The organism is Kitasatospora sp. MAP12-44 (genome assembly GCF_029892095.1).
GTDB lineage: Bacteria > Actinomycetota > Actinomycetes > Streptomycetales > Streptomycetaceae > Kitasatospora.
Genome location: NZ_JARZAE010000004.1, coordinates 5,518,593 through 5,540,287, shown reverse-complemented (window position 1 = coordinate 5,540,287; position 21,695 = coordinate 5,518,593). Strand labels below are relative to the sequence as shown.

General features: G+C 70.1%; 13 protein-coding genes and 1 pseudogene. 9 read left to right on the top strand and 5 right to left on the bottom strand.

Annotated features, from left to right (window positions below):
* Positions 1-162: 162 nt before the first annotated feature.
* Positions 163-1,413, bottom strand: a complete 1,251-nt coding sequence (locus P3T34_RS25590) for an Ig-like domain-containing protein (protein WP_280668388.1) — start codon at positions 1,411-1,413, stop codon at positions 163-165.
* 229 nt (positions 1,414-1,642) lie between these two features.
* Entirely contained in the window at positions 1,643-2,881 is a 1,239-nt protein-coding gene (locus P3T34_RS25585; RefSeq protein WP_280668387.1) for an Ig-like domain-containing protein, read from the bottom strand.
* A gap of 808 nt (positions 2,882-3,689) precedes the next feature.
* Between P3T34_RS25585 and glgX the strand changes: the two genes are divergently transcribed.
* The 7 genes and pseudogenes from glgX (at position 3,690) to P3T34_RS25550 (ending at position 11,704) form a co-directional block, all read left to right on the top strand.
* Entirely contained in the window at positions 3,690-5,870 is a 2,181-nt protein-coding gene (gene glgX / locus P3T34_RS25580; RefSeq protein WP_280668386.1) for a glycogen debranching protein GlgX, read from the top strand.
* Positions 5,871-5,961: 91 nt separating this feature from the next.
* The gene (locus P3T34_RS25575; protein ID WP_280668385.1) at positions 5,962-7,782 is read left to right on the top strand and encodes an ABC transporter ATP-binding protein; all 1,821 of its coding nucleotides are present in this window, start codon (positions 5,962-5,964) and stop codon (positions 7,780-7,782) included.
* A complete protein-coding gene (locus P3T34_RS25570) occupies positions 7,779-9,590 on the top strand; it encodes an ABC transporter ATP-binding protein (protein ID WP_280668384.1) in 1,812 nt (603 codons plus the stop codon). Before P3T34_RS25575 ends, P3T34_RS25570 begins: the two co-directional genes overlap by 4 nt.
* Before the next feature lie 62 nt (positions 9,591-9,652).
* Positions 9,653-10,015, top strand: a pseudogene (locus P3T34_RS25565) (type II toxin-antitoxin system RelE/ParE family toxin).
* Entirely contained in the window at positions 10,012-10,365 is a 354-nt protein-coding gene (locus tag P3T34_RS25560; protein WP_280668383.1) for an XRE family transcriptional regulator, read from the top strand. The pseudogene P3T34_RS25565 and the gene P3T34_RS25560 overlap by 4 nt, the downstream one beginning before the upstream one ends.
* 321 nt (positions 10,366-10,686) lie before the next feature.
* Positions 10,687-10,890, top strand: coding sequence for a hypothetical protein (locus P3T34_RS25555; protein WP_280668382.1), 204 nt, complete (start codon positions 10,687-10,689; stop codon positions 10,888-10,890).
* A 187-nt stretch (positions 10,891-11,077) separates the two neighbouring features.
* Complete coding sequence (locus tag P3T34_RS25550) at positions 11,078-11,704, top strand: hypothetical protein (protein WP_280668381.1); 627 nt, start codon at positions 11,078-11,080, stop codon at positions 11,702-11,704.
* 65 nt (positions 11,705-11,769) lie between these two features.
* Here the strand turns inward: P3T34_RS25550 and P3T34_RS25545 are convergent, their stop codons facing one another.
* The 3 genes from P3T34_RS25545 to glgP all read right to left on the bottom strand — a co-directional run bounded on the left by P3T34_RS25545 (position 11,770) and on the right by glgP (position 16,966).
* Positions 11,770-12,423, bottom strand: coding sequence for a hypothetical protein (locus P3T34_RS25545; protein ID WP_280668380.1), 654 nt, complete (start codon positions 12,421-12,423; stop codon positions 11,770-11,772).
* 3 nt (positions 12,424-12,426) lie between these two features.
* A complete protein-coding gene (locus P3T34_RS25540) occupies positions 12,427-14,100 on the bottom strand; it encodes a DUF6571 family protein (protein ID WP_280668379.1) in 1,674 nt (557 codons plus the stop codon).
* Positions 14,101-14,323: 223 nt separating this feature from the next.
* The gene (glgP, locus tag P3T34_RS25535; RefSeq protein WP_280668378.1) at positions 14,324-16,966 is read right to left on the bottom strand and encodes an alpha-glucan family phosphorylase; all 2,643 of its coding nucleotides are present in this window, start codon (positions 16,964-16,966) and stop codon (positions 14,324-14,326) included.
* Between the two features lie 930 nt (positions 16,967-17,896).
* On the opposite strand from glgP, the gene P3T34_RS25530 reads away from it, so the two are divergent.
* Together P3T34_RS25530 and treS are read left to right on the top strand one after the other, a co-directional pair.
* A complete protein-coding gene (locus P3T34_RS25530) occupies positions 17,897-19,822 on the top strand; it encodes an alpha-1,4-glucan--maltose-1-phosphate maltosyltransferase (RefSeq protein ID WP_280672382.1) in 1,926 nt (641 codons plus the stop codon).
* The gene (gene treS, locus P3T34_RS25525) at positions 19,819-21,522 is read left to right on the top strand and encodes a maltose alpha-D-glucosyltransferase (protein WP_280668377.1); all 1,704 of its coding nucleotides are present in this window, start codon (positions 19,819-19,821) and stop codon (positions 21,520-21,522) included. Before P3T34_RS25530 ends, treS begins: the two co-directional genes overlap by 4 nt.
* The last annotated feature ends 173 nt before the right edge of the window (positions 21,523-21,695 follow it).

The window sequence follows — 21,695 nt, the reverse complement described above, 5'->3', positions numbered from 1 at the left end:
GACGGGAAGGCAGCAAACGCTCCAGGCCCGAGATGTGATGACTGATCCACTTCGCCCCATCCCGCCATGCGCCCATCATTGCGGCTCGCATGCGGCCGCGTACGGACAATGACGAAACGATCACTATTCAATTGGCATATGACGCGAGCAATGCGGGTCGGTCTACCAGGTGCTCCAAGGCATGTTCCAGCCGCTCAGGCCGTTGTCGGGGGCCACCTGTGCCCCCTTGGAGTTGACGACCTTCACGACATCTCCCACCAGCGAGGCCGCGTAGAACTTGCCCGCCGAGGAGTTGGGGCTGCCGTCACCGGCGGTGTCCTCCAGGCCGACGCAGCCGTGGCTGACGTTCGCCGAGCCGAAGGTACTGTGCGAGGACCAGTTGTTGCCGTGCACGTACGTACCAGAGTTGGTGAGCCGCATCGCGTGCGGCACCAGCAGGTCGTACTCGCCGGGCTTGAGGCCGGGGACGGAGGCGGAGGTCATCCGCGTGGTGCCCTCCTTGGCCTCGATCACCATCGTGCCGTTGTAGGTCGGGTGCGCGGCGGAGCCGGAGCTGATCGGGATGGTCTGGGTCGGCTGGCCGTCGGTCTGGACGGTCATCTCGTGGCCCGCGTCGTCCACCGTGCTGATCTGCGAGCGGCCGATGGTGAAGGACTCGTCGCGGTCGGAGTTGCCGTAGACGCCGGGCGAGGTCTCGACGTTCTTCAGCCGGAAGTGCAGGGCCACCTTGGTGCCGGGCTTCCAGAAGGTCTGCGGCCGCAGGTCCAGGCGCTGGTTGCCGAACCAGTGGCCCTTGACGACCGTGCCGTCCGAGGCCTCGACGGTGATCGCCTGCTCCACCGCGGCCTGGTTCTTGACCGACTGGCCGAAGTCGATCGAGACGATCATGCCGACGCCGTAGGTGGCACCGGTGGTGATGTTGTCCTGGCTGCGCGAGGTCCTGGTCGGGGTCAGCGTGCTGAACGTGCTGGTGGCGGTCGTCGCGATGCCCTTGGCGTCGGTCGCCTGGGCGCTGACCTTGTACGTCGAGGCCACCGCGAGCCCAGGGCCTGCCGGGACCCAGCCGGACCCGTCGGCGGCCAGCGTCCCGTCGACGGCCTTGCCGTCCTTATCGGTGACGGTGACCTGGGTGAGCTTGCCGCTGGTGACCGAGACCTTGAGCGTGCCGTCCGGCGCGACGTTCGTGGCGCCGTCCTTGGGCTCGATGTCGACGATGGCGGCCGAGGTCTTCGGCGCGGCCGAGGTGGCTCCGGCCGGTGCGCCGGCGCCCGCCGAGGAGCCCGCCCCGGCCGCCCCGCCTGCCGCGCCGGCCGCGTCGCCGGCCTTGGCGCCGCTCGCGCCGCCCCCGCACGCGGTGGTCAGCATCAGCGTGCCGCCCAGTGCCAGTGCTGCCGCCACGCGTATCGACCGCATCCTCATGCCCCTGTCCTCACCACTCGCTCGTCCCATCAGCCAATACGCCGCAGCACTGCCGTTCGGTTGCAGTCGCTCCAAGTTGATCCAAGTTGATCCAAATCGAGCAAAAGCGGAAACGGCACAGCAAAAGAAACGACAATCGGCCCCGCCCCGATCTCGCAGGGCAGAGCCGATTGTCACACCTAAAAGGTCGTACTTAAAAGGTCGTACTCAAGGTCACGAATGGTTACCAGTTGGCCCAGGCGATGTTCCAGCCGCTCAGGCCGTTGCCCGGGTCCACCTGCTGACCGGTCGAGTGCATGACGATCACCACGTCGCCGACGATCGAGTCCGCGTACATCTTGCCCGCCACCGAGTCGGGGCTGCCGCCCTCGACGTCCTGCAGACCGATGCAGCCGTGGCTGACGTTCTCGTGCCCGTACGCCCCGGCCGCCCAGTAGTTGCCGTGCACGTACGTGCCGGTGTCGGTCAGGCGCATCGAGTCCGGCACCTTCTCGTCGTACGGCGTGCCACCGAGGCCCGGAACGGACGCCGACTTCATCTCGACCGTCCCCTCCTTGCGCTCGATCACCATGGTGCCGTTGTAGGTGGCCCAGTTCGCCGGGTTGGAGGCACCCGTGGTGACCGGAATCACCCGGGGCGCCCGGCCGTCGGTGACCACGGTCATCTCGTGCGCGGCCGAGTCGACGGTGGAGACCTGCGAGCGGCCGATGGTGAACGACTCGTCGCGGTCGGCGCTGCCGTAGATGCCGGGCGAGATCTCGGTGCTCTTCAGCCCGAAGTGGATCGAGACCTTGGTGCCCGGCTTCCAGAAGGCCTGCGGGCGCAGCTCGAACCAGTGGTCCTCGTTGAACCAGTGGCCCTTGACGACCGAGCCGTCCGAGGCGGTGACGGTGATCGCCTGCGCCACCGCGGCCTTGTTCTTGACCGCCTGGCCGAAGTCGACCTGGATGATCATGCCGACGCCGTAGGTGGAGCCGGTGACGATGTTGTCACTGCTGCCCGCGGTCTTGGTCGGGGTGAGCGTGGTGAAGCTGCTGGTGGTGGTGGCCACCACGCCCTTGGCGTCGGTGGACTGGGCGGCCACCTTGTACGTGGCGGACACCGCCAGGCCGGCGGCCGGCACCCAGCTCGTCCCGTCCGGGGAGAGCGTGCCGGCCACGGTGCTGCCGTCCGAGCCGGTCACCGTGACCTGGGTCAGCTTGCCGCTGGCCACCGAGACCTTCAGCGCGCCGGCCGGCGCGACGTTCGTGGCGCCGTCCTTGGGCTCGATGTCGACCACCGCGGTGGACTTGCTCGCCGCCGAGGACGACGTCCCGGGCTGGCCCGCCGCGCCGCCGGTGCCGCCGCCCGTCCCACCGGCCCCGGAGGTGGTGCCGGAGCCACCGCCACTGCTGCACGCGGTCGCCAGCAGCAGGCCGCCGACCGCCAGAACCACCCGTATCGCCTTCGCCTTCGACTTCATTGAGTCGCCTCCGCCTTCTCTTTCCAAGCTCATCAACGCCATATGACGGCCGATCCCGCGCACCTCGAACGGCAGGGGGCTCGGTCCTTAGCCGTCAAAGGACCGAGCCACCGCGCTGCCGCGCCGGCTACCAGTGGCTCCGCCTGAGCGTCCATGCCGGAGCCGGACTCGGGTAGAGCCTGCCCGCCACCGAGTCCTCGTCACCGCCCCTGGCGACCTGCGTGCCGAGGTGGCCCTGGCCGACCTGGGATCCGGCGAAAATCTGGCCCGACTTCATCCGAGCGACCTTCCGGGCGCGACGCCCAGCACAGTGCCCAGCACGGTGCCCGCCGGACGAGCCCCCCGGCCCGTCCCCTCGGTACACCTCGCGTCGGTACGTCTCACGTCGGTGCGTCTCGCGGCGTCGGCCGCCTGAACCGCCTTCACTCGGCTTGCTCCCCTCCCGGTATCCACGCTGCATACACGCGCTGCCGCCCGGCTTGGTTGCAAGGGTGCGGTGCTTGTGTGTGCGATGGGACCGGAGCCTGCTACCAGCCCGCGCGAGCGTCAGGATAACGGGGCCATGTGAGTGAATCATCGGCGGGAGGGGCGTGACGGATCAGTGAAGGGGGAGGGCCCCGCCCTTCACCCCGCCCTTCACCCCGTCCGCGATCACGACAGCGCACAGCCCGCGCCCTACCCGTGATCCAGTCTCGCGTTCAACGATCGGATTCCGCATGGGAGACGAGGGAACGATTTCACCCAGCGGACACCAGTACGTAGCGGCTGCCGAGCCGGGCAGCCCCAGAAGCCACCGGAGGGTACGGCCATGACGGCAGGGCAGGAACTGAGGATCGATCCGGGCGGCGCCCCGGACCCCGCCGGCACCGCCGTCCAGCCGCACCCCGAGGAGTCCTGGCCGGGCAGCTGGCAACCGCTCGGCGCCCGCTACCGGCACGACCCCTCCGGCACCGACGGCACCAACTTCGCGCTCTGGGCGGCCGGCGCCGAGGCGGTCGAACTCTGTCTCTTCGACGAGGACGGCCAGGAGACCAGACACCGACTCACCGAGCAGACCTTCCAGACCTGGCACGGCTACCTGCCCGGTGTGGGCCCCGGCCAGCGCTACGGCTACCGGGTGCACGGCCGCTGGGACCCGTGGACCGGCGCCCGCTGGAACCCGGCCAAGCTGCTGCTCGACCCGTACGCCCGCGCCGTCGACGGCGAGTTCACCGGCCACGACGCCAGCTACGGCTCGGTGCGCGACTGGCCCGAGCGCGAGGTCGCCGACACCGTCCGGGACAACCGCGACTCCGCGCCGTACGTCGCCAAGAGCGTCGTGGTGCACGACGACGACGACTGGTCCGACGACCGCCGCCCCAAGACGCCCTGGGCCGAGACGGTGATCTACGAACTGCATGTGCGCGGCTTCACCATGCGCCACCCCGGCATCCCCGCCGAACTGCGCGGCACCTACGCCGGGTTGGCCCACCCGGCCGCCGTCGAGTACCTGGTCGGGCTCGGCGTCACCGCCGTCGAGCTGCTGCCGGTCCACCAGTTCGCCAGCGAGGAGCACCTGCAGCGCGCCGGCCTGAGCAACTACTGGGGCTACAACTCGATCGGCTACTTCGCCCCGCACGGCGGCTACTCCTCCAGCGGCACCCGCGGCCAGCAGGTCGGCGAGTTCAAGCGGATGGTGCGCGCGCTGCACCGGGCCGGCATCGAGGTGATCCTCGACGTGGTCTACAACCACACCGCCGAGGGCAACGAGAACGGCCCGAGCCTGTCGCTGCGCGGCATCGACAACGCCGGCTACTACCGGCTGGGCCGCGGCAACCGCGGCTACTCCGACTTCACCGGCTGCGGCAACACCCTGGACACCCGCCAGCCGCAGGTGGTCCGGCTGATCACCGACTCGCTGCGCTACTGGGTCACCGAGATGGGCGTGGACGGGTTCCGCTTCGACCTGGCCGCCGCGCTGGCCCGCGGCAGCGACGGCGTCGAGATGAACCACCCGTTCCTGTCCGCAGTCTCCCAGGACCCGCTGCTCAGCCGGGTCAAGCTGATCGCCGAGCCCTGGGACGTCGGCTACGGCGGCTACCAGGTCGGCGGCTTCCCGCCGCTGTGGGCCGAGTGGAACGACAAGTTCCGCGACACCGTGCGCGACTTCTGGCGCGGCGCGCGACCCGACGTCCGGGAGCTCGGCTACCGGCTCTCCGGCTCCTCCGACCTCTACCAGCGCGCCGGGCGCCGCCCGTACGCCTCGGTCAACTTCGTCACCGCGCACGACGGCTTCACGCTGCGCGACCTGGTCTCGTACAACGACAAGCACAACGAGGCCAACGGCGAGGACGGCCGGGACGGCACCGGCGACAACCGCTCGTGGAACTGCGGCGCCGAGGGTGAGAGCAGCGATCCGGCCGTCCTGAAGCTGCGGCACCGTCAGCTGCGCAACCTGATGGCCACCCTGCTGCTCGCCTCCGGCGTGCCGATGATCACCGCGGGCGACGAGTTCGGCCGCACCCAGGGCGGCAACAACAACCCGTACTGCCAGGACAACGAGACCAGTTGGGTGGACTGGTCGCTGCTGGACCAACCCGAGTGGCGCGAGCTGCGCGACCTGACGGCCCGGCTGATCCGGCTGCGCCGCGCGCATCCCGTGCTGCGCCAGCGCGCCTTTTTCTCCGGGCGCGCCGCGGTGCCCGGCGGCCGGCGCGACCTGACCTGGTTCACGCCGCAGGGCGAGGAGATGACCGAGGGCGACTGGTTCACGCCGACGGCGGTGCTCGGCATGATGCTGGCCGGCAGCGCGATGTCCGAACGCGACCAGCACGGCTGCCCGCTGCGCGACGACAGCTTCCTGCTGCTGCTGAACGCCTCCGCCCAGCCCGTCGAGTTCGTGCTGCCGCAGGGCGGCCCGTACGAGACGCTGCTGGACACCGAGGGCCAGGAGACCGGCGCGCTGGCCGCGCGATCGCTGAGGCTGCTGCGCATCGCCGGGGGCGAGTGACGCCGGGGAGTGGCCGGTTCTCTTCGCCGCAGCTCGTCAGGGCCGTAAAACCTGATGAGAATTGTCGGTCCCCCGGCCTACCCTCTCGGCGATGGACGAGAACCAGAACCTCAGCTCGCCCGCGCCCGCCGTCGTGCCCACAAGGTCCACGGTGCGCTCGCTGCTCAGACTCCGGACGTACGCCCGGCCGATCCGCTGGTACCTGACCGGCTCGATCGCCAGCGCGATGGTGGCCTCCTCCACCGTGCTGGTGGTCCCGCTGGTGCTGGGCCGGATCGTGGACGGCCCGATCGCCCACCACGACCTCGGCGCGCTCTGGCCGCTGGCCGGGCTCCTGCTGCTGCTGGGCCTGGCCGAGGCCGGGCTCTTCGGGCTGCGCCGGGTCCTGGTCGCCCGTCCGCTCTCCCGGGTCGAGGCCACCATGCGCGGCGACCTCTACGCCAAGCTGCAGCGCCTGCCGGTCGCCTTCCACGACCGCTGGCCGTCCGGGCAGTTGCTCTCCCGAGCCACCTCGGACATGTTCACCATGCGGCTCTTCCTGGCCTTCCCGCTGGTCTTCCTGATCGTCAACTCGCTGACGTTCGTGGCCGGCACCGCGCTGATGTTCGCGCTGGACTGGCGGCTCGGGCTGATCGCGATGGGGCCGGCCGTGCCGCTGATCGTGCTCTGCCACTACTTCGAGTCGCGCTACTCCCAGGCCGCGCGCACCGCGCAGGACCAGAACGGCGACCTGGCGACGGTCCTGGAGGAGTCGGTGCTCGGCATCCGGATCCTCAAGTCCTTCGGCCGCCACCGCACGATGGCCAAGCGCTTCGGCGCGCAGGCCGAGCAGCTGCGCGGCACCGAGCTGCACAAGGTCAGGATGCTCGCCAACCTGTGGGCGGTGATCGTCGGGCTGCCCGAGGTGGCACTCGGCTGCTCGCTGGCGGTCGGCGCCGTCCTGGTCGCCCACGACGAGCTGAGCGCGGGCACCCTGGTCGCCTTCCTGTCCACCGCGCTGGCGCTGCGCTGGCCGGTCGAGTCGATGGGCTGGCTGCTCGCCTACAGCAACGAGGCGGGCACCGCGGCCGACCGCTTCTTCGAGGTGATGGACACCCCGGACGAGCCCGACTCCGCCTCGGAGACCACCGCCCCCAACGGCGACGGCATCCGCTTCTCCGGCGTCCGGTTCCGCTACCCCGACGCGCCGGCCGACAGCCCCGACCTGCTGCAGGGCGTCGACCTGCACATCCGGCGCGGCGAGACGATGGCGCTGGTCGGCGCCACCGGCAGCGGCAAGACCACGCTGACCGCCCTGCTCCCCCGGCTCTACGACACCACCGGCGGCACCATCACCGTCGACGGTCAGGACATCCGCACGCTCACCCGGGCGCGGCTGCGCGAGGTGGTCGCGGTGGCCTTCGAGGAGCCCACCCTGTTCTCCGCCTCGGTGCGCGAGAACGTGCTGATGGGCGCGCCCGACGCGCCGGCCGCCGCGCTGGAGCGCGCGCTGAGCACCGCGCAGGCCGGCTTCGTCCAGCAGCTGCCGCACGGCGTGGACACCGAGGTCGGCGAGCAGGGGCTGAGCCTGTCCGGCGGCCAACGCCAGCGCCTGGCGCTGGCCCGCGCGGTCGTCGGCGACCCGGAGTTCCTGGTGCTGGACGACCCGCTCTCCGCGCTGGACGTGCACACCGAGGCGCTGGTCGAGCAGGCGCTGCGCCAGGTGCTGGGCACCACCACCGCCCTGGTGGTGGCGCACCGCCCGAGCACCGTCATGCTCGCCGACCGGGTGGCCGTGCTGGACGACGGCCGGATCCTGGCCGTCGGCACCCACCAGGAGCTGCTCGAGTCCTGTCCGCAGTACCGCGAACTGATGTCGGGTCGGAGCGCTCTGGACGCGCACGGCGCCCTGGAAGAGAGCGTGGCCCGATGAGCACCGCCGTGGTCCTTGAGGAACCCATCACGGTCGACGAGGAGGACATCCCGATCCCACCCGGCGCGGCCCGCGCCCTGCTGCGCGCGCTGCTCGGACCGCAGCGCCGCCGGGTGGTCGTCGCGACGCTGATGATCCTGGTCCAGCAGGCCGCGCTGCAGGCCGGCCCGCTGCTGGTGGCCATCGCCATCGACCAGGGCATCCCCGCGCTGCGCCGCCACGACAGCGGCCCGCTGATCGCCGTCATCGCCGCCTACCTCGGCTGCGCGGGCATCAGCACGCTGCTGCAGCGCTCGTTCATCCGGGTCACCGGCCTGCTCAACCAGGACATCCTGCTGGAGCTGCGCACCCGGATCTTCCGGCACGCCCAGCTGCTCGGCCTCGACTTCCACGAGCGCTACACCTCGGGCCGGATCATCTCCCGGGCCACCAGCGACGTGGACGCACTGCGCGAACTGCTCAACGAAGGCTTGCAGGAGCTGCTCTCGGTCTTCCTGTCGGTCTTCTACATAGCAATCATTTTGATGGTGATGGACTGGCGGCTCGGCCTGCTGTCGCTCGCCTCCTTCCTGCCGATGTACCTGCTGGTGCGGATGTTCCGGCGGCGCAGCGGCCGGGTCTACCGGCGCTCGCGCACGGCGGTGGCCTCGGTGATCGTCCGCTTCACCGAGACCATGAACGGCATCCGCCCGGTGCAGGCGTTCCGCCGCGAGGCCGCCAACTCCGCGGCCTTCGACGAGGTCAACCGGCAGTACGCCGTCTCCAACGCGGACGGCCTGCTGGAGATGGCCCGCTACGTCGCCTTCTCCCGGGCCACCGCCAACGTGTGGATTACGGGCATCGTCCTGGTCGGGGCCTGGTTCTCCACCGACGGCAGCCTCGAACTGGGCGTCCTCACCGGCTTCGTGCTCTACCTGCGCCGGCTGTACGACCCGATCGACCAGCTGGCGATGTTCCTGAACAGCTACCAGTCCGCCCACGCGGCGCTGGAGAAGATCGCCGGCCTGCTCGCGCACGAGCCCACGGTCGCCGAGCCGCCCGCGCCGGTGAGCCTGCCGGCCACCACCAGCAAGGGCCGCGAGGTCGTCTTCGACGACGTCCGCTTCGCCTACCGGACGGGAAAGGAGGTGCTGCCGGCCTTCGACCTGGTGCTCGCCTCCGGGCAGACCACGGCCGTGGTCGGCGCCACCGGCGCGGGCAAGTCGACGCTGGCCAAGCTGCTCGCCCGCTTCTACGACCCGACCTCGGGCCGGATCACCCTGGACGGCGTCGACCTGCGCGACCTCACCGGCGCCGAGCTGCGGCGCGGGGTGGTGATGGTCACCCAGGAGTCCTTCCTCTTCTCCGGCACGGTCGCCGAGAACATCGCCATCGGCCGCCCCGACGCCACCCGCGCCGAGGTCGAGGAGGCCGCCCGCGCGATCGGCGCCTACGAGTTCATCGCGGCCCTGCCGGACGGCTTCGACACCGACGTCCGCAAGCGCGGCGGCCGCATCTCGGCCGGCCAGCGCCAACTGGTCGCCTTCGCCCGCGCGTTGCTGGCCGACCCCGCCGTCCTGATCCTCGACGAAGCCACCTCCTCCCTCGACGTCCCCGGCGAACAGGCCGTCCAGCACGCCATGCAGACCGTCCTGTCCGGCCGCACCGCCGTGATCATCGCCCACCGCCTCTCCACCGTGGAGATCGCCGACCGCGTCCTCGTCATGGAATCCGGCCGCATCGTCGAAGACGGCACCCCCACCGCCCTCACCACCGGCACCGGCCGCTTCGCCACCCTCCACACCGCCTGGCGCGAAAGCCTGGTCTGACCCCACCCCGGTCGGGGGGCGCACCCGCTTGCGCTCGCGCCCCCCGATCGACAGTCCGAGCCATGAGCTGGGACATCATCCTTACCCCCGAGGTGCACAACTGGTTCCTGAGCCTGCCCACCACGGACGCGTCGCTCGTTCGAGATTCGATCGAGCTGCTCGCGGATTAAGGTCCCCTACTGGGCCGACCTGCAGTGGACCGGATCCACGGCTCGACCCTGCACAATCTGAAAGAACTCAGACCCGGGTCGTCAGGGCGGAGCGAGATCCGAATTCTGTTCGTGTTCGATCCGACCCGCCGTGCGATCCTGCTAGTGGCGGGCGACAAAGCCGGCCACTGGCAAAGCTGGTACTCGGACGCCATCAAGCTCGCCGAGGAGCGATATGACCGCTACCTCGCCATCCCGCGGCAGGAGATCGAATGACAACCCATCACCGCTGGGACGAATCGCTGGAGCAGCGCCGCGCCCTCGACCCCGGCATCGACGATGCAACGCGCAGGGCTGACGCCAGCGCAACCCGCGAGGCGGCCACTCTCGGCTACCACCTGGCTGAACTGCGCAAAGAACGCGGCCTCACCCAGACCGAGGTGGCAACCGCCATGGGAGTGAGCCAGGTCCGAGTCTCCAAGATGGAGAACGGGGACATCGACCGGATGCAGGTGGATTCGATCGCAGCCTTCATTGCGGCGATCGGGGGCCACCTCCGCCTGGTGGCCGATTTCGGCGCGAACAGCATGACCTTCGTCGACTACACCGACACCCTGAGCGCCTGAGCCCGACCTTGGTCCGGGAGGTCGGCCACGCCGACTTCCCGGACCAGCCATCACAAGGGCGAGGTGATCTTGCCTATTCCGCCTGGGAAAGGCGACTCCACTACGAACAGCCCCGCCGGCCTCGTCCCCAGGACCACCGGCGCCTGACGGCGGCCTACCCACCAGGCGCGGCGAGTTGGTCCACGACACCCTCAACCGCCGGACCGGCGCCTTCATGGGCCGCGTCGGCTCCCTCGTCTACCTCCGCCCGCCGGGTGGCGGCTTCGAATGGGACGTCGACCAGCGCTGACTGGAGCAGCCGCCCGCAGCAGGCAGCACGTCATGACCAACCCGCGCCGCCAAGCCGCCGCCTCCCTCGCAGAGTTGGCAGAAGCCTTCACCCACGCGGACCTCGACGCCACCGACCTCGGCGCCGGCTGGCACCTGACCGAGACCGGCACCCTCCTCATCCAGCTCCGCCCCCTCCACCCAGCCGAGATCACCCAACTCGCCACCGCCCTACGGACATCGGCGGACCGACAGTGACCCCCACCCCTACCGAGCCACCCCCGTCTCCACCCACCCGAGCCCTGGCCTACGCGGTCTCCGCCACCGGCGTACTGACCGTGACCGCCATCCTGCTCGTCCTCAGCCACCGCTAGCCGTGCGGGGAAGTCGGCCCCGCCGACTTCCCCGCACCTCATCCCTCCGTCATCCCGTTAATCTTCCGATCATGGCCTTGAGACCTGATGAGTTCTACGACCACGCACGTTCGGCCGCGGATGGTGAGCTTCGGCTTCCGTTGGCGCGGATGACCGGCTGGGACATCAGCCCGTTCGAGCCGGACGGGCTGCGCGTCTCGCCGCTGCGCCCGCCCGTCCTTCCCGAGCCGGACCGGCACGGCGAGGACCCGGCGGACTGCGGCATGTGCCGTGCCCGGGACGAGGGCCTCTGGTTCGACGACCACTGGCGACTGAGCCGGATCGCGGGCGTCGGCGTGCCGCTGGTGCTGATGCTGTACCCGCGCGACCACTACGACATGGCGGATCTGCCCGACGAATTGGCCGCCGAACTCGGAGTGCTCACCACGCACATCGTCCGCCACGTGCAGGCGCTCGCGCATATCTCCCGAGCCCACGTCTACCGCATCGGGGACGGAGCCGCACACCTGCACCTCTGGTTCTTCGCCCGGCCCGAGGGGCAGGCCCAGCTGTACGGGTCGTGGCTGCCCGTCTGGGACGACCTCCTGCCGGAGTACCCGGCGGACGTGGCCGACGCGGACGCCACAGCCGTCGCCAACGCGCTGGTCGCCTCGTACGGCGGCCGCCGCTCAGCCGCCGCCGAACAGCCGCTCGTCTGACCCTTCTCCGGCACGCCCTGCACGGGGAAGTCGACCAAGCCGACTTCCTCGTACCGCCGCTGCGATCACCCCAGCGGCACACTGGGTACGTGATCCGCCAACCGCACAGCGTTTGAGCAAGGGATCCGCTGCACCACAGCCTTCGCCAACTTCAGCGAGATAGCGGCGATGGCCTGACGAACCTCGACTGGCGACGCAGACGTGATGCCGCCTGCACCGGCAGCGACGGTGATCTCCACGTAGGGCTCGACGAAGATGTCCAGACTGGCAGCCTGCCGATAGTCGCAGGTCAGGTAGAGATCAACCACAGATGCGCTGCCGGTCCCGATCCAGCCGGCGGCGTCAGCGCCGAAGTCGACTGGCTCAGCCGCTCCTCCGTCCAGTAGCTGGATCTGCTTCGGGGCCTTGTTCTGAGTGGTCGGCGTGATGGAAACCGTCAGAATCGGGTGATGCGATGTGTTCCAGGAGAGGTCGCACTGCTGTGTGGGATACGAGCCGGGGTAAGGACCGTCAATCGAGCCGAGAGTGGACAGCAGGGCCGTACCGTCGTCCCCGGCCAGCATCTTGTAGTCGCCCTTGGTGAGCGCCCCCCAGCAAGCGCTCTGCGGCAACTTGACGGACTGCCAGGGCTTCCACCACGCCCCTGTGACCACTGCACCGACCACCAATACGGCAACCAGTGCCCAGATCGGCCACCTGCGCACTGCGAAGACGGTCATCCCTCAGCCCTTGTTTCCGGTGTCGGCCCCGGCGTTGACTCCACCGCTGAAGAGCCGCCAGCCCTGGTCGTACCCGTCCTGCGAACTACCGACTACGGAGCCGGCCAGATCCGTCACCATCGTCGGGCTCAGGTTCGACCCAGCCGCTGCGGCGCGGACAGCTGCCGAAGCCGAGGACGCTGTGGACGTGCCGAGCATCGCCGAGACCGCGCCGTCGGTTGCCTGCCCTGAGGTGTCGACCTTGTAGCCGTTGGCGACGTTCTGGATGACGTCACCGACCTTGTCGTTGATGTAGCCCCCCGCAGCCGGGATCTTGTCGGTCAACTTGCCCCCTGTGAAACCCCAGACCTTCGTTGCCCATTGGGCGTTCTGGTCGATCTTGGCGTTGTAGGCGGCATCGCTCGCCTGCTGGTGCAGCATCGTCTGGTTCGCCCTGGCCCCGTTGATGATCCCCTCGACAGTCCCACCCGGGCGGGCGGCGTTGTCGACCGCGATTGCCAAGTTGCCGTGGTCGGCTTGATGCTGGAAGACATCCTGGATCTGTGCAGTCGTGTACGCCTGCTGGGCCTGGACGATGCTGCCGTACGCGTCCGGGTCGCGGCCGAGAGTGCCGAGCAGCTTGACGGTGTCACCCTCGTTCAGTTGCGCCGGTGCGCCGAAGCTCGGCATGGGCGGCATCCCACCACTCACCGCCGTCTGCACATCCCCAATGTAGGCCGCCGTCATGTGTCCAAGACTGCCATTGAGGTTCCCGAACAGCGCGCCGTCACCGCTCAGCATCTTCGGGCCGTCCCCATGCCCGAACTTCGTCACGGCGTCGCTCATCACCGCGCCCATCGCCGCAATGTGTGGTGGCAGTGCGGCGTTCACCGCGTCGTACGGGACTCCTACCGTCGCTGCCTCCAACGCGTGGCCCAGGGAGGTGACTTCGCCAGGGAACGGCAGTCCGGTGCTGGGGTGTTGCGCGATGCCGGAGTCGCGGTCCATCAGGATCGAGGCGGAGCCGCTGTCCCGGACACCCGGGCCGTTGTTGGTCAGGACGTCGAGGTACTTGATGGGCGGGTCCGCCGGGCCCAGGGCCACGCCGTCCGGGCTGTAGCGGGTGGCCGGGTTGGCGAAGTAGGCGGTCGCGGCGGCCGGGCTGTGGCCGAGGCCCTCCAGGATGCCGCTCATCGGGTTGAAGCCGGTGCCGTTCTGGCCCAGGAACTGGAGGTCCTGGAACGGGTAGGCGTGGTGGACCACTGCCGAGTCCCACATGGCCGGGTCAGCCATGGTGAGTTGGGTGATGTGCTCGGCGACCGGATCCAGGAAGTGCGGATCGTACGTCCCGGTGCGCAGGATGTTGGAGAGGATCTGGTAGCCGTACGGCTGGCCCTCCACCGGCTGGCCGGGGTACATCGACACATGTGCGGCGCCGGACTTGCGCAGCGCGGCTTCCCAGGTGTCCGTCACGTGTGGCTGGTTGCCGGTGTCGGTGGCGTTCGCCAGGGCGAGGCCGAGGTTGGCTTCCAGGTCCTTCACCGAGGCCGAACGGGCGGCGCTGCCGGCGTAGTCGGCGCTCTGGGCCATCGCCGCGTAGTTGCTCAGGAAGGTGCTCGGGTCCTGCGAGCCGTAGAAGGCGGTGGTGAACCGGGGGTCGCCCGCGTGCTCCTTCAACAGCGCGTCCAACTGCGCCACTTGGGCGTCACTCGCGTTGCTGCCCAGGCTCAGCAGGTCGACGGCCTGCTTCGCCTCCTCCTCGGGTATGCCGCCCAGCGGGGTGGCGTTGAAGCCGCTGGTGCTGCTGCCGGTGTCCGCCGCCAGCGCGGCAGCCGCCGCGGTGTCGGCCTCCCACGGGATGACAGCACTCTGCCCGGGAAGTCGGTCAGACCGACTTCCCGGGCAGAAGCAGACTACGTGTTCAGCGCAGCAGAGCGGCGTCCATGCCCACCGTCTCCTGCGGGAGGGCGACCAGGCCCAGTTCGGCCGCGGCGGCCAGCAGGGGGTGGGTCGGCAGGATCCGCACGGTGTAGCCGAACGGGCCGGTGCGGCTCAGCTCCAGGGTGCCCTCGTAGCGCTGGCGGCCGTCCAGATCCGGACCGCCCACCGGCTTCAGGGTCTGCACCTCGGCGTCACCGATCCGGTCCGTCTCGTCCACCACGCCCGAGACCACCTGGACGTCGACGTCGACCGCCTCCAGGCTGCCCAGCGCCACCTGCACGCGCAGGGCCAAGGTGCTGCCGAGCTCCTGCGTCTCGGCCGGGCCGGCCGCGTCCACATGCTCGACCCGGACGGCCGGCCAGGCCTCGCGGACCTTGGCCTTCCAGCGGGCCAGCACCTGGGCGCCGTCGTCGGCCAGTTCGCGCTGGGCCAGCGCGGCCGGCGCGTAGAGCCGCTCGACGTACTCGCGGACCATCCGGCCCGCCAGCACCTTGGGGCCGAGGGTGACCAGCGTGTGCCGGACCATCGAGATCCAGCCATGCGGCAGGTCGTCCGAGCCCCGGTCGTAGTACTTGGCCGCCACCTGATGCTCGATCAGGTCGTAGAGAGCGGCGGCCTCGACGTCGTCCCGGTGGTCCTCGTCAAAGCCGGCGCCGTCCGCGGTGGGGATCGCCCAGCCGTTGCGGCCGTCGTACCACTCGTCCCACCAGCCGTCCAGCACCGAGAGGTTGAGGCAGCCGTTCAGCGCGGCCTTCATCCCCGAGGTGCCGCACGCCTCCAGCGGGCGCAGCGGGTTGTTCAGCCAGACGTCGCAGCCCGGGTAGAGGTGCTTGGCCATCGCCATGTCGTAGTCCGGCAGGAAGACGATCCGGTGGCGCACCGCCGGGTCGTCCGCGAAGGCCACCAGCTGCTGGATCAGCCGCTTGCCGCCGTCGTCGGCCGGGTGGGCCTTGCCGGCCACCACGATCTGCACCGGCCTGGTCGGGTGCAGCAGCAGCGAACGCAGCCGCTCCTGGTCGCGCAGCATCAGGGTGAGCCGCTTGTAGGAGGGCACCCGGCGGGCGAAGCCGATGGTGAGCACGTCCGGGTCGAGCACCGACTCGGTCCAGCCGAGCTCGGCGGCGCCGGCCCCGCGCTGCAGCCAGGAGGCACGGACCCGGCGGCGGGCCTCGTCCACCAGCTGGGCGCGCAGTGCCCGGCGGACCTCCCAGATCTCGCCGTCGCCGATCGTCTCCAGGCCGGTCCAGCGGCGGTCGCCGCCGTTGACCATGGCGTCGTCGGCGCGCTCGGCGCCGATCGTGGCGGCGCCCAGCCGGACCACGGCCGGGTCGATCCAGGTCGGCGCGTGCACGCCGTTGGTGATCGAGGTGATCGGCACCTCGGTGGCGTCGAAGCCCGGCCAGAGCGCGCTGAACATCGAGCGGCTGACCTCGCCGTGCAGCGTGCTCACGCCGTTGGCGCGCTGGGCCAGGCGCAGGCCCATGGCCGCCATGTTGAAGAGCTTGGGGTCACCGCCCGACCAGGTCTCCACGCCGAGCGCGAGCACCTGGTCGACCGGGACGCCGGGCAGCGCCGCGTCACCGGTGAAGTGACGGGCCACCAGCTCGCGGTCGAAGCGGTCGATGCCGGCCGGGACCGGCGTGTGGGTGGTGAACAGGGTGCCCGCGCGGACGGCTTCGAGGGCGACGGCGAAGTCCGGGGCGACCGCCCGGTCGGCGACCAGCTCGCGGATCCGCTCGATGCCGAGGAAGCCGGCGTGGCCCTCGTTGCTGTGGAACACCTCGGGGGCGGCGTGGCCGGTGAGTCGGCAGAAGGTGCGGACGGCCCGCACCCCGCCGATGCCCAGCAGCATCTCCTGCAGCAGCCGGTGCTCGCTGCCGCCGCCGTAGAGGCGGTCGGTGACGTCGCGTTCGGCGGCGGCGTTGGCGTCGATGTCGGAGTCGAGCATCAGCAGCGGGACCCGCCCGACCTGGGCCTTCCAGATCTGGGCGGCCAGCGTGCGCCCGCCCGGCAGGGCGAGGTCGACCCGGCACGGCGTGCCGTCCGCCTCACGCAGCAGGCTGACGGCGAGCTCGTCGGGGTCCAGCAGCGGGTAGCGCTCCTGCTGCCAGCCGTCCCGGTTGAGCGACTGGCGGAAGTAGCCGTGCCGGTAGAAGAGCCCGACGCCGATGATCGGGACGCCGAGGTCGCTGGCGGCCTTCAGGTGGTCGCCGGCCAGGATGCCCAGACCGCCGGAGTACTGCGGCAGGGCCGCGGTGATGCCGTACTCGGGCGAGAAGTAGGCGATGGCGCTGGGCAGCGGGCCGGTGCCCCCGCCGGGGGGCTGCGCGCTTTGGTACCAGCGCGGCGCGCTCAGGTAGTCGTGCAGGTCGTCGGCGAGGTCGCCGAGCCTGCGCAGGAACCGCCGGTCGGCGGCGAGTGCCGCGAGTCGGGCCGCGGGGACTTCGCCCAGCAACCGGACCGGGTCCTCGCCGACGGCTTCCCAGACACCGGGATCGACCGATCGGAACAGCTCCCGGGTCTCGGGATGCCAGGACCAGCGCAGGTTGAGCGCGAGTTCGTGCAGCGGCTGGAGTTGTTCGGGCAGGACGGTGCGGACGGTGAATCTGCGGATGGCCTTCACGGCCCGAAGCGTAGACCGGGAAACGGTCGTGATGAAGTGTCAACTCCCGAAACTGAGCGCCATTCGAGCGACAGACGAGGTCGCATCCAGCGCACGGGGATGCACAGGGGGCGCACACCGCGCACGCGCCCCCTCAAGCGCACAACCAGCGCACAGCCCCCCCGGTGATTCACGGCCGAAGATGGCCGATCTGCTCCCCCGCTCCGTCCGGAACTGAGTCCCAACCGAGTGGTAAGAGCTACGAACAGTGCGAGGATGTGCACAGGCCGCTGTCGAAGCGGGTGCGGCATGGGTGGCGAAACTCGTGCGGCGCGGCCGGTGCCCAGCTCATCAGTACCCTTCCCCCTGACCCCCCATTAGCCCACTTGGCCGACGCGGCGTCCTCCCGCGTGGGTCACTGCGTGTCCTCAAACCTGCCCGGATCGTTTCCGGGGTGGGTCGGATCGCCCATTGGGCGCGCCGCGAGGCCGCGCGCCGGGACGTGCGCCGTCTCGCATGCTCCGGACCATCGTGGGCGCCCGGAATCGGCCGGTCCCCCCGGACACGGTGGTACGGGCAGGCTCCGATCGCTTGTCAGTCCCCCACCCAGCAGTCCTCCCGGTACTCCCCGGCCCTGGAACCGTCGTGGGAGCTGCCGCCGATCTCGGGCAGGAGTTTGGCATGCACGGCGAGACACGGGATCAGTCCGCACTGGTGACCGAGGGGTGGGAGCCGTCCAGCACCCCGACGCCGGATCCGGCCATAACGGGGGTCACCGCGCTGCGCGCCCCCCGGACGGCCGAATCCGGGCCCAAGAAATCGACGAATCCGCGCCGGGCCGCCGACGACGCGCGCACAGGCGCGCCCGCGAAGAAGGCCGCACCCGCCAAGAAGACCGCACCCGCCAAGCGGACCGCCGCCAAGAAGACCACGCCGAAAGAGAGCGACCCGATGATCGGCCGCATCCCCGTCCTGGACGTCGCCCCGGTGGTGGACGCCGGGCGCCGACCCGCCCGCGCGGTGGTCGGCGAGACCTTCCAGGTCAGCGCGACCGTCTTCCGCGAGGGCCACGACGCGGTCAACGCCAACGTGGTGCTGCGCGACCCCAAGGGCCGCGGCGGCCTGTGGACCCCGATGCGCGAGCTGGCCCCGGGCACCGACCGCTGGGGCGCGGACGTCACCCCGACCGCGCCGGGCCGCTGGACGTACGCCGTCGAGGCCTGGAGCGATCCGGTGGCCACCTGGCGGCACACCGCCGCCGTCAAACTGCCGGCCGGCATCGACACCTCGCTCGTCCTGGAGGAGGGCGCGCTGCTGCTGGAGCGCGCGGCGGCCGGCGTGCCCAAGAAGGACGGCCGGGCCCATGTGCTGGCCGCGGTGGACGCGCTGCGCGACGCGTCGCTGCCCCCGCTCTCCCGGCTGGCCGCCGCCCTGGCCCCGGAAGTGACCGAGCTGCTCGCCCGCCACCCGCTGCGCGAACTGGTCAGCTCCTCCCGCCCGCTGACCCTCCAGGTGGAGCGCCAGCGGGCGCTCTTCGGCTCCTGGTACGAGTTCTTTCCGCGCTCGGAGGGCGCCCGGCTGAACCCTCCGCGCTCGGGCACCTTCCGCACCGCGGCCGAGCGCCTGCCGGCGGTCGCCGCGATGGGCTTCGACGTGGTCTACCTGCCGCCGATTCACCCGATCGGCCTCGCCTACCGCAAGGGCCCGGAGAACACCCTGACGGCGGGTCCCCAGGACGTCGGCTCCCCGTGGGCGATCGGCTCGCCTGAGGGCGGCCACGACGCGATCCACCCGGACCTGGGCACCATCGAGGACTTCGACGCCTTCGTCGCCCGGGCCGCCGAGCTGCGCCTGGAGATCGCCCTGGACTTCGCGCTGCAGGCCTCCCCCGACCACCCGTGGGTGAACAAGCACCCCGAATGGTTCAGCCATCGCGCCGACGGCAGCATCGCGTACGCGGAGAACCCGCCGAAGAAGTACCAGGACATCTACCCGATCAACTTCGACCAGGACTTCGACGGCATCGTCAAGGAGACCCTGCGGCTGCTGCGGTACTGGATGGACCACGGGGTGCGGATCTTCCGGGTCGACAATCCGCACACCAAGCCGGTGGTCTTCTGGGAGAAGGTGATCGCCGACATCAACCGCACCGACCCCGACGTGATCTTCCTGGCCGAGGCCTTCACCCGCCCCGCGATGATGCGCACGCTGGCCAAGATCGGCTTCCAGCAGTCCTACACGTACTTCACCTGGCGTACCGGCAAGCAGGAGCTGACGGACTACCTGAGCGAGCTCTCCGGCGAGTGCGCGGCCTATATGCGGCCCAACTTCTTCGCCAACACCCCCGACATCCTGCCGCGCCACCTGCAGCACGCCGGGCCCGCGGCCTTCGCGCTGCGCGCCGTGCTGGCCGCCACCCTCTCGCCCAGCTACGGCGTCTACGCCGGCTACGAGCTGTGCGAGAACGCGCCCGCCGGCGAGGGTTCCGAGGAGTACGCGCGCTCGGAGAAGTACGAACTGCGCCCGCGCGACTGGAACACCGCCGACTCGCTCGCGCCGCTGCTGACCACCCTCAACCGCCTGCGCCGCCGCCACCCGGCCCTGCAGGAACTGCGCAACCTGCGCTTCCATGCCACCGACAACGACCAGGTCATCGCCTACTCCAAGCGGACCGGCGATGACCACGTCATCACCGTCGTCAACCTCGATCCGAGTGATCCGCAGGAAGCCACCGTCACTCTCGACGGCGACGACCCGATCTCCGTGCACGACGAACTGACAGGCGCCACCTACACCTGGCACCGCCACAACTACGTCCGGCTCGACCCCTCGACCGCGCCGGCGCACCTCCTCACGGTTCGGAGGAACCCTCAGTGATTGTGAATGAGCCCGTCCACGACACCTTCGCGGACACCGAGAAGAAGGACCTGGACCCGGAGTGGTTCAAGCGCGCGGTCTTCTACGAGGTCCTGGTGCGGTCCTTCCAGGACAGCAACGGGGACGGTGTCGGTGACCTCAAGGGGCTCACGTCCAAGCTCGACTACCTCCAGTGGCTGGGCGTCGACTGCCTCTGGATCCCGCCCTTCTTCGCCTCGCCGCTGCGCGACGGCGGCTACGACGTGGCCGACTACAAATCGGTGCTGCCCGAATTCGGCGACCTGGCCGACTTCGTGGAGTTCGTGGACGCCGCCCACAAGCGCGGCATGCGCGTGATCATCGACTTCGTGATGAACCACACCAGCGACCAGCACCCGTGGTTCCAGGCCTCGCGCAACGACCCCGACGGCCCGTACGGCGACTTCTACATGTGGGCCGACGACGACAAGCAGTACCCGGACGCGCGGATCATCTTCGTCGACACCGAGACCTCCAACTGGACCTATGACCCGGTCCGCAAGCAGTACTTCTGGCACCGCTTCTTCTCCCACCAGCCGGACCTGAACTACGACAACCCGCGGGTCCAGGAGGAGATGATCGGCGGGCTGCGGTTCTGGCTGGACCTGGGCATCGACGGGTTCCGGCTGGACGCGGTGCCGTACCTGTTCGCGCGGGAGGGCACCAACTGCGAGAACCTGCCGGAGACCCACGAGTTCCTGGCCCGGGTCCGCAAGGAGATCGACGCCGACTACCCGGACACCGTGCTGCTCGCCGAGGCCAACCAGTGGCCCGAGGACGTGGTCGACTACTTCGGCGACTTCGGCTCCGGCGGCGACGAGTGCCACATGGCGTTCCACTTCCCGGTGATGCCGCGGATCTTCATGGCGGTGCGCCGGGAGAGCCGCTACCCGGTCTCGGAAATCCTCGCCAAGACGCCGACCATCCCCTCCGGCTGCCAGTGGGGCATCTTCCTGCGCAACCACGACGAGCTGACCCTGGAGATGGTCACCGACGAGGAGCGCGACTACATGTACGCGGAGTACGCGAAGGACCCGCGGATGCGGGCCAACGTGGGCATCCGCCGCCGGCTCGCGCCGCTGCTGGAGAACGACCGCAACCAGATCGAACTCTTCACCGCCCTGCTGCTCTCGCTGCCAGGATCGCCGGTCCTCTACTACGGGGACGAGATCGGGATGGGCGACAACATCTGGCTGGGCGACCGGGACGGTGTGCGCACCCCCATGCAGTGGACGCCCGACCGCAACGCGGGTTTCTCCTCCGCCGACCCGGGCAGGCTCAGTCTGCCGCCCATCATGGATCCGGTGTACGGCTACCAGGTGACCAACGTCGAGGCGCAGCAGAGCAGTTCGTCCTCGCTGCTGCACTGGACGCGTCGCATGATCGAAATCCGCAAACTCAACCCGGCCTTCGGCCTGGGCAGTTACACGGAACTCCCGTCGAGCAATCCGGCAGTGCTGGCCTTTGTCCGCGAGTACCAGGGTGACCTCGTGATGTGCGTGAACAACTTCTCCCGGTTCGCCCAGCCGACCGAGCTCGACCTGCGGCGGTTCGAGGGCCGCTACCCGGTCGAGCTGATCGGTGGGGTGCGCTTCCCGTCGATCGGCGAGTGGCCGTATCTGCTCACTCTCGCCGGTCACGGCTTCTACTGGTTCCAGCTGCGGAAGCCCGGAGCGCAGTAACGATCCATCAGCTCCGTTTTGTCTGCTTGGGGGCGCGCGAGTCCCGTCGCACGCCCCCAACGGGCCGCGCGCCACCAGGTACGGAGAACAGCCCAACGAGTACCCACCCTCAGGCGTGACACCCGAGTCCGTCTCGCGTGCCGCCGCAGCAGCGCCGCCGAAATCCGGAAGAC

Coding starts and splice junctions, on each gene's coding strand:
- glgX (WP_280668386.1), top strand. CDS start 3,690: ATGACGGCAGGGCAGGAACTGAGGATCGATCCGGGCGGCGCCCCGGAC.
- P3T34_RS25545 (WP_280668380.1), bottom strand. CDS start 12,423: ATGACCGTCTTCGCAGTGCGCAGGTGGCCGATCTGGGCACTGGTTGCC.
- P3T34_RS25575 (WP_280668385.1), top strand. CDS start 5,962: ATGGACGAGAACCAGAACCTCAGCTCGCCCGCGCCCGCCGTCGTGCCC.
- P3T34_RS25570 (WP_280668384.1), top strand. CDS start 7,779: ATGAGCACCGCCGTGGTCCTTGAGGAACCCATCACGGTCGACGAGGAG.
- P3T34_RS25585 (WP_280668387.1), bottom strand. CDS start 2,881: ATGAAGTCGAAGGCGAAGGCGATACGGGTGGTTCTGGCGGTCGGCGGC.
- P3T34_RS25560 (WP_280668383.1), top strand. CDS start 10,012: ATGACAACCCATCACCGCTGGGACGAATCGCTGGAGCAGCGCCGCGCC.
- P3T34_RS25555 (WP_280668382.1), top strand. CDS start 10,687: ATGACCAACCCGCGCCGCCAAGCCGCCGCCTCCCTCGCAGAGTTGGCA.
- P3T34_RS25590 (WP_280668388.1), bottom strand. CDS start 1,413: ATGCGGTCGATACGCGTGGCGGCAGCACTGGCACTGGGCGGCACGCTG.
- P3T34_RS25550 (WP_280668381.1), top strand. CDS start 11,078: ATGGCCTTGAGACCTGATGAGTTCTACGACCACGCACGTTCGGCCGCG.
- P3T34_RS25530 (WP_280672382.1), top strand. CDS start 17,897: ATGATCGGCCGCATCCCCGTCCTGGACGTCGCCCCGGTGGTGGACGCC.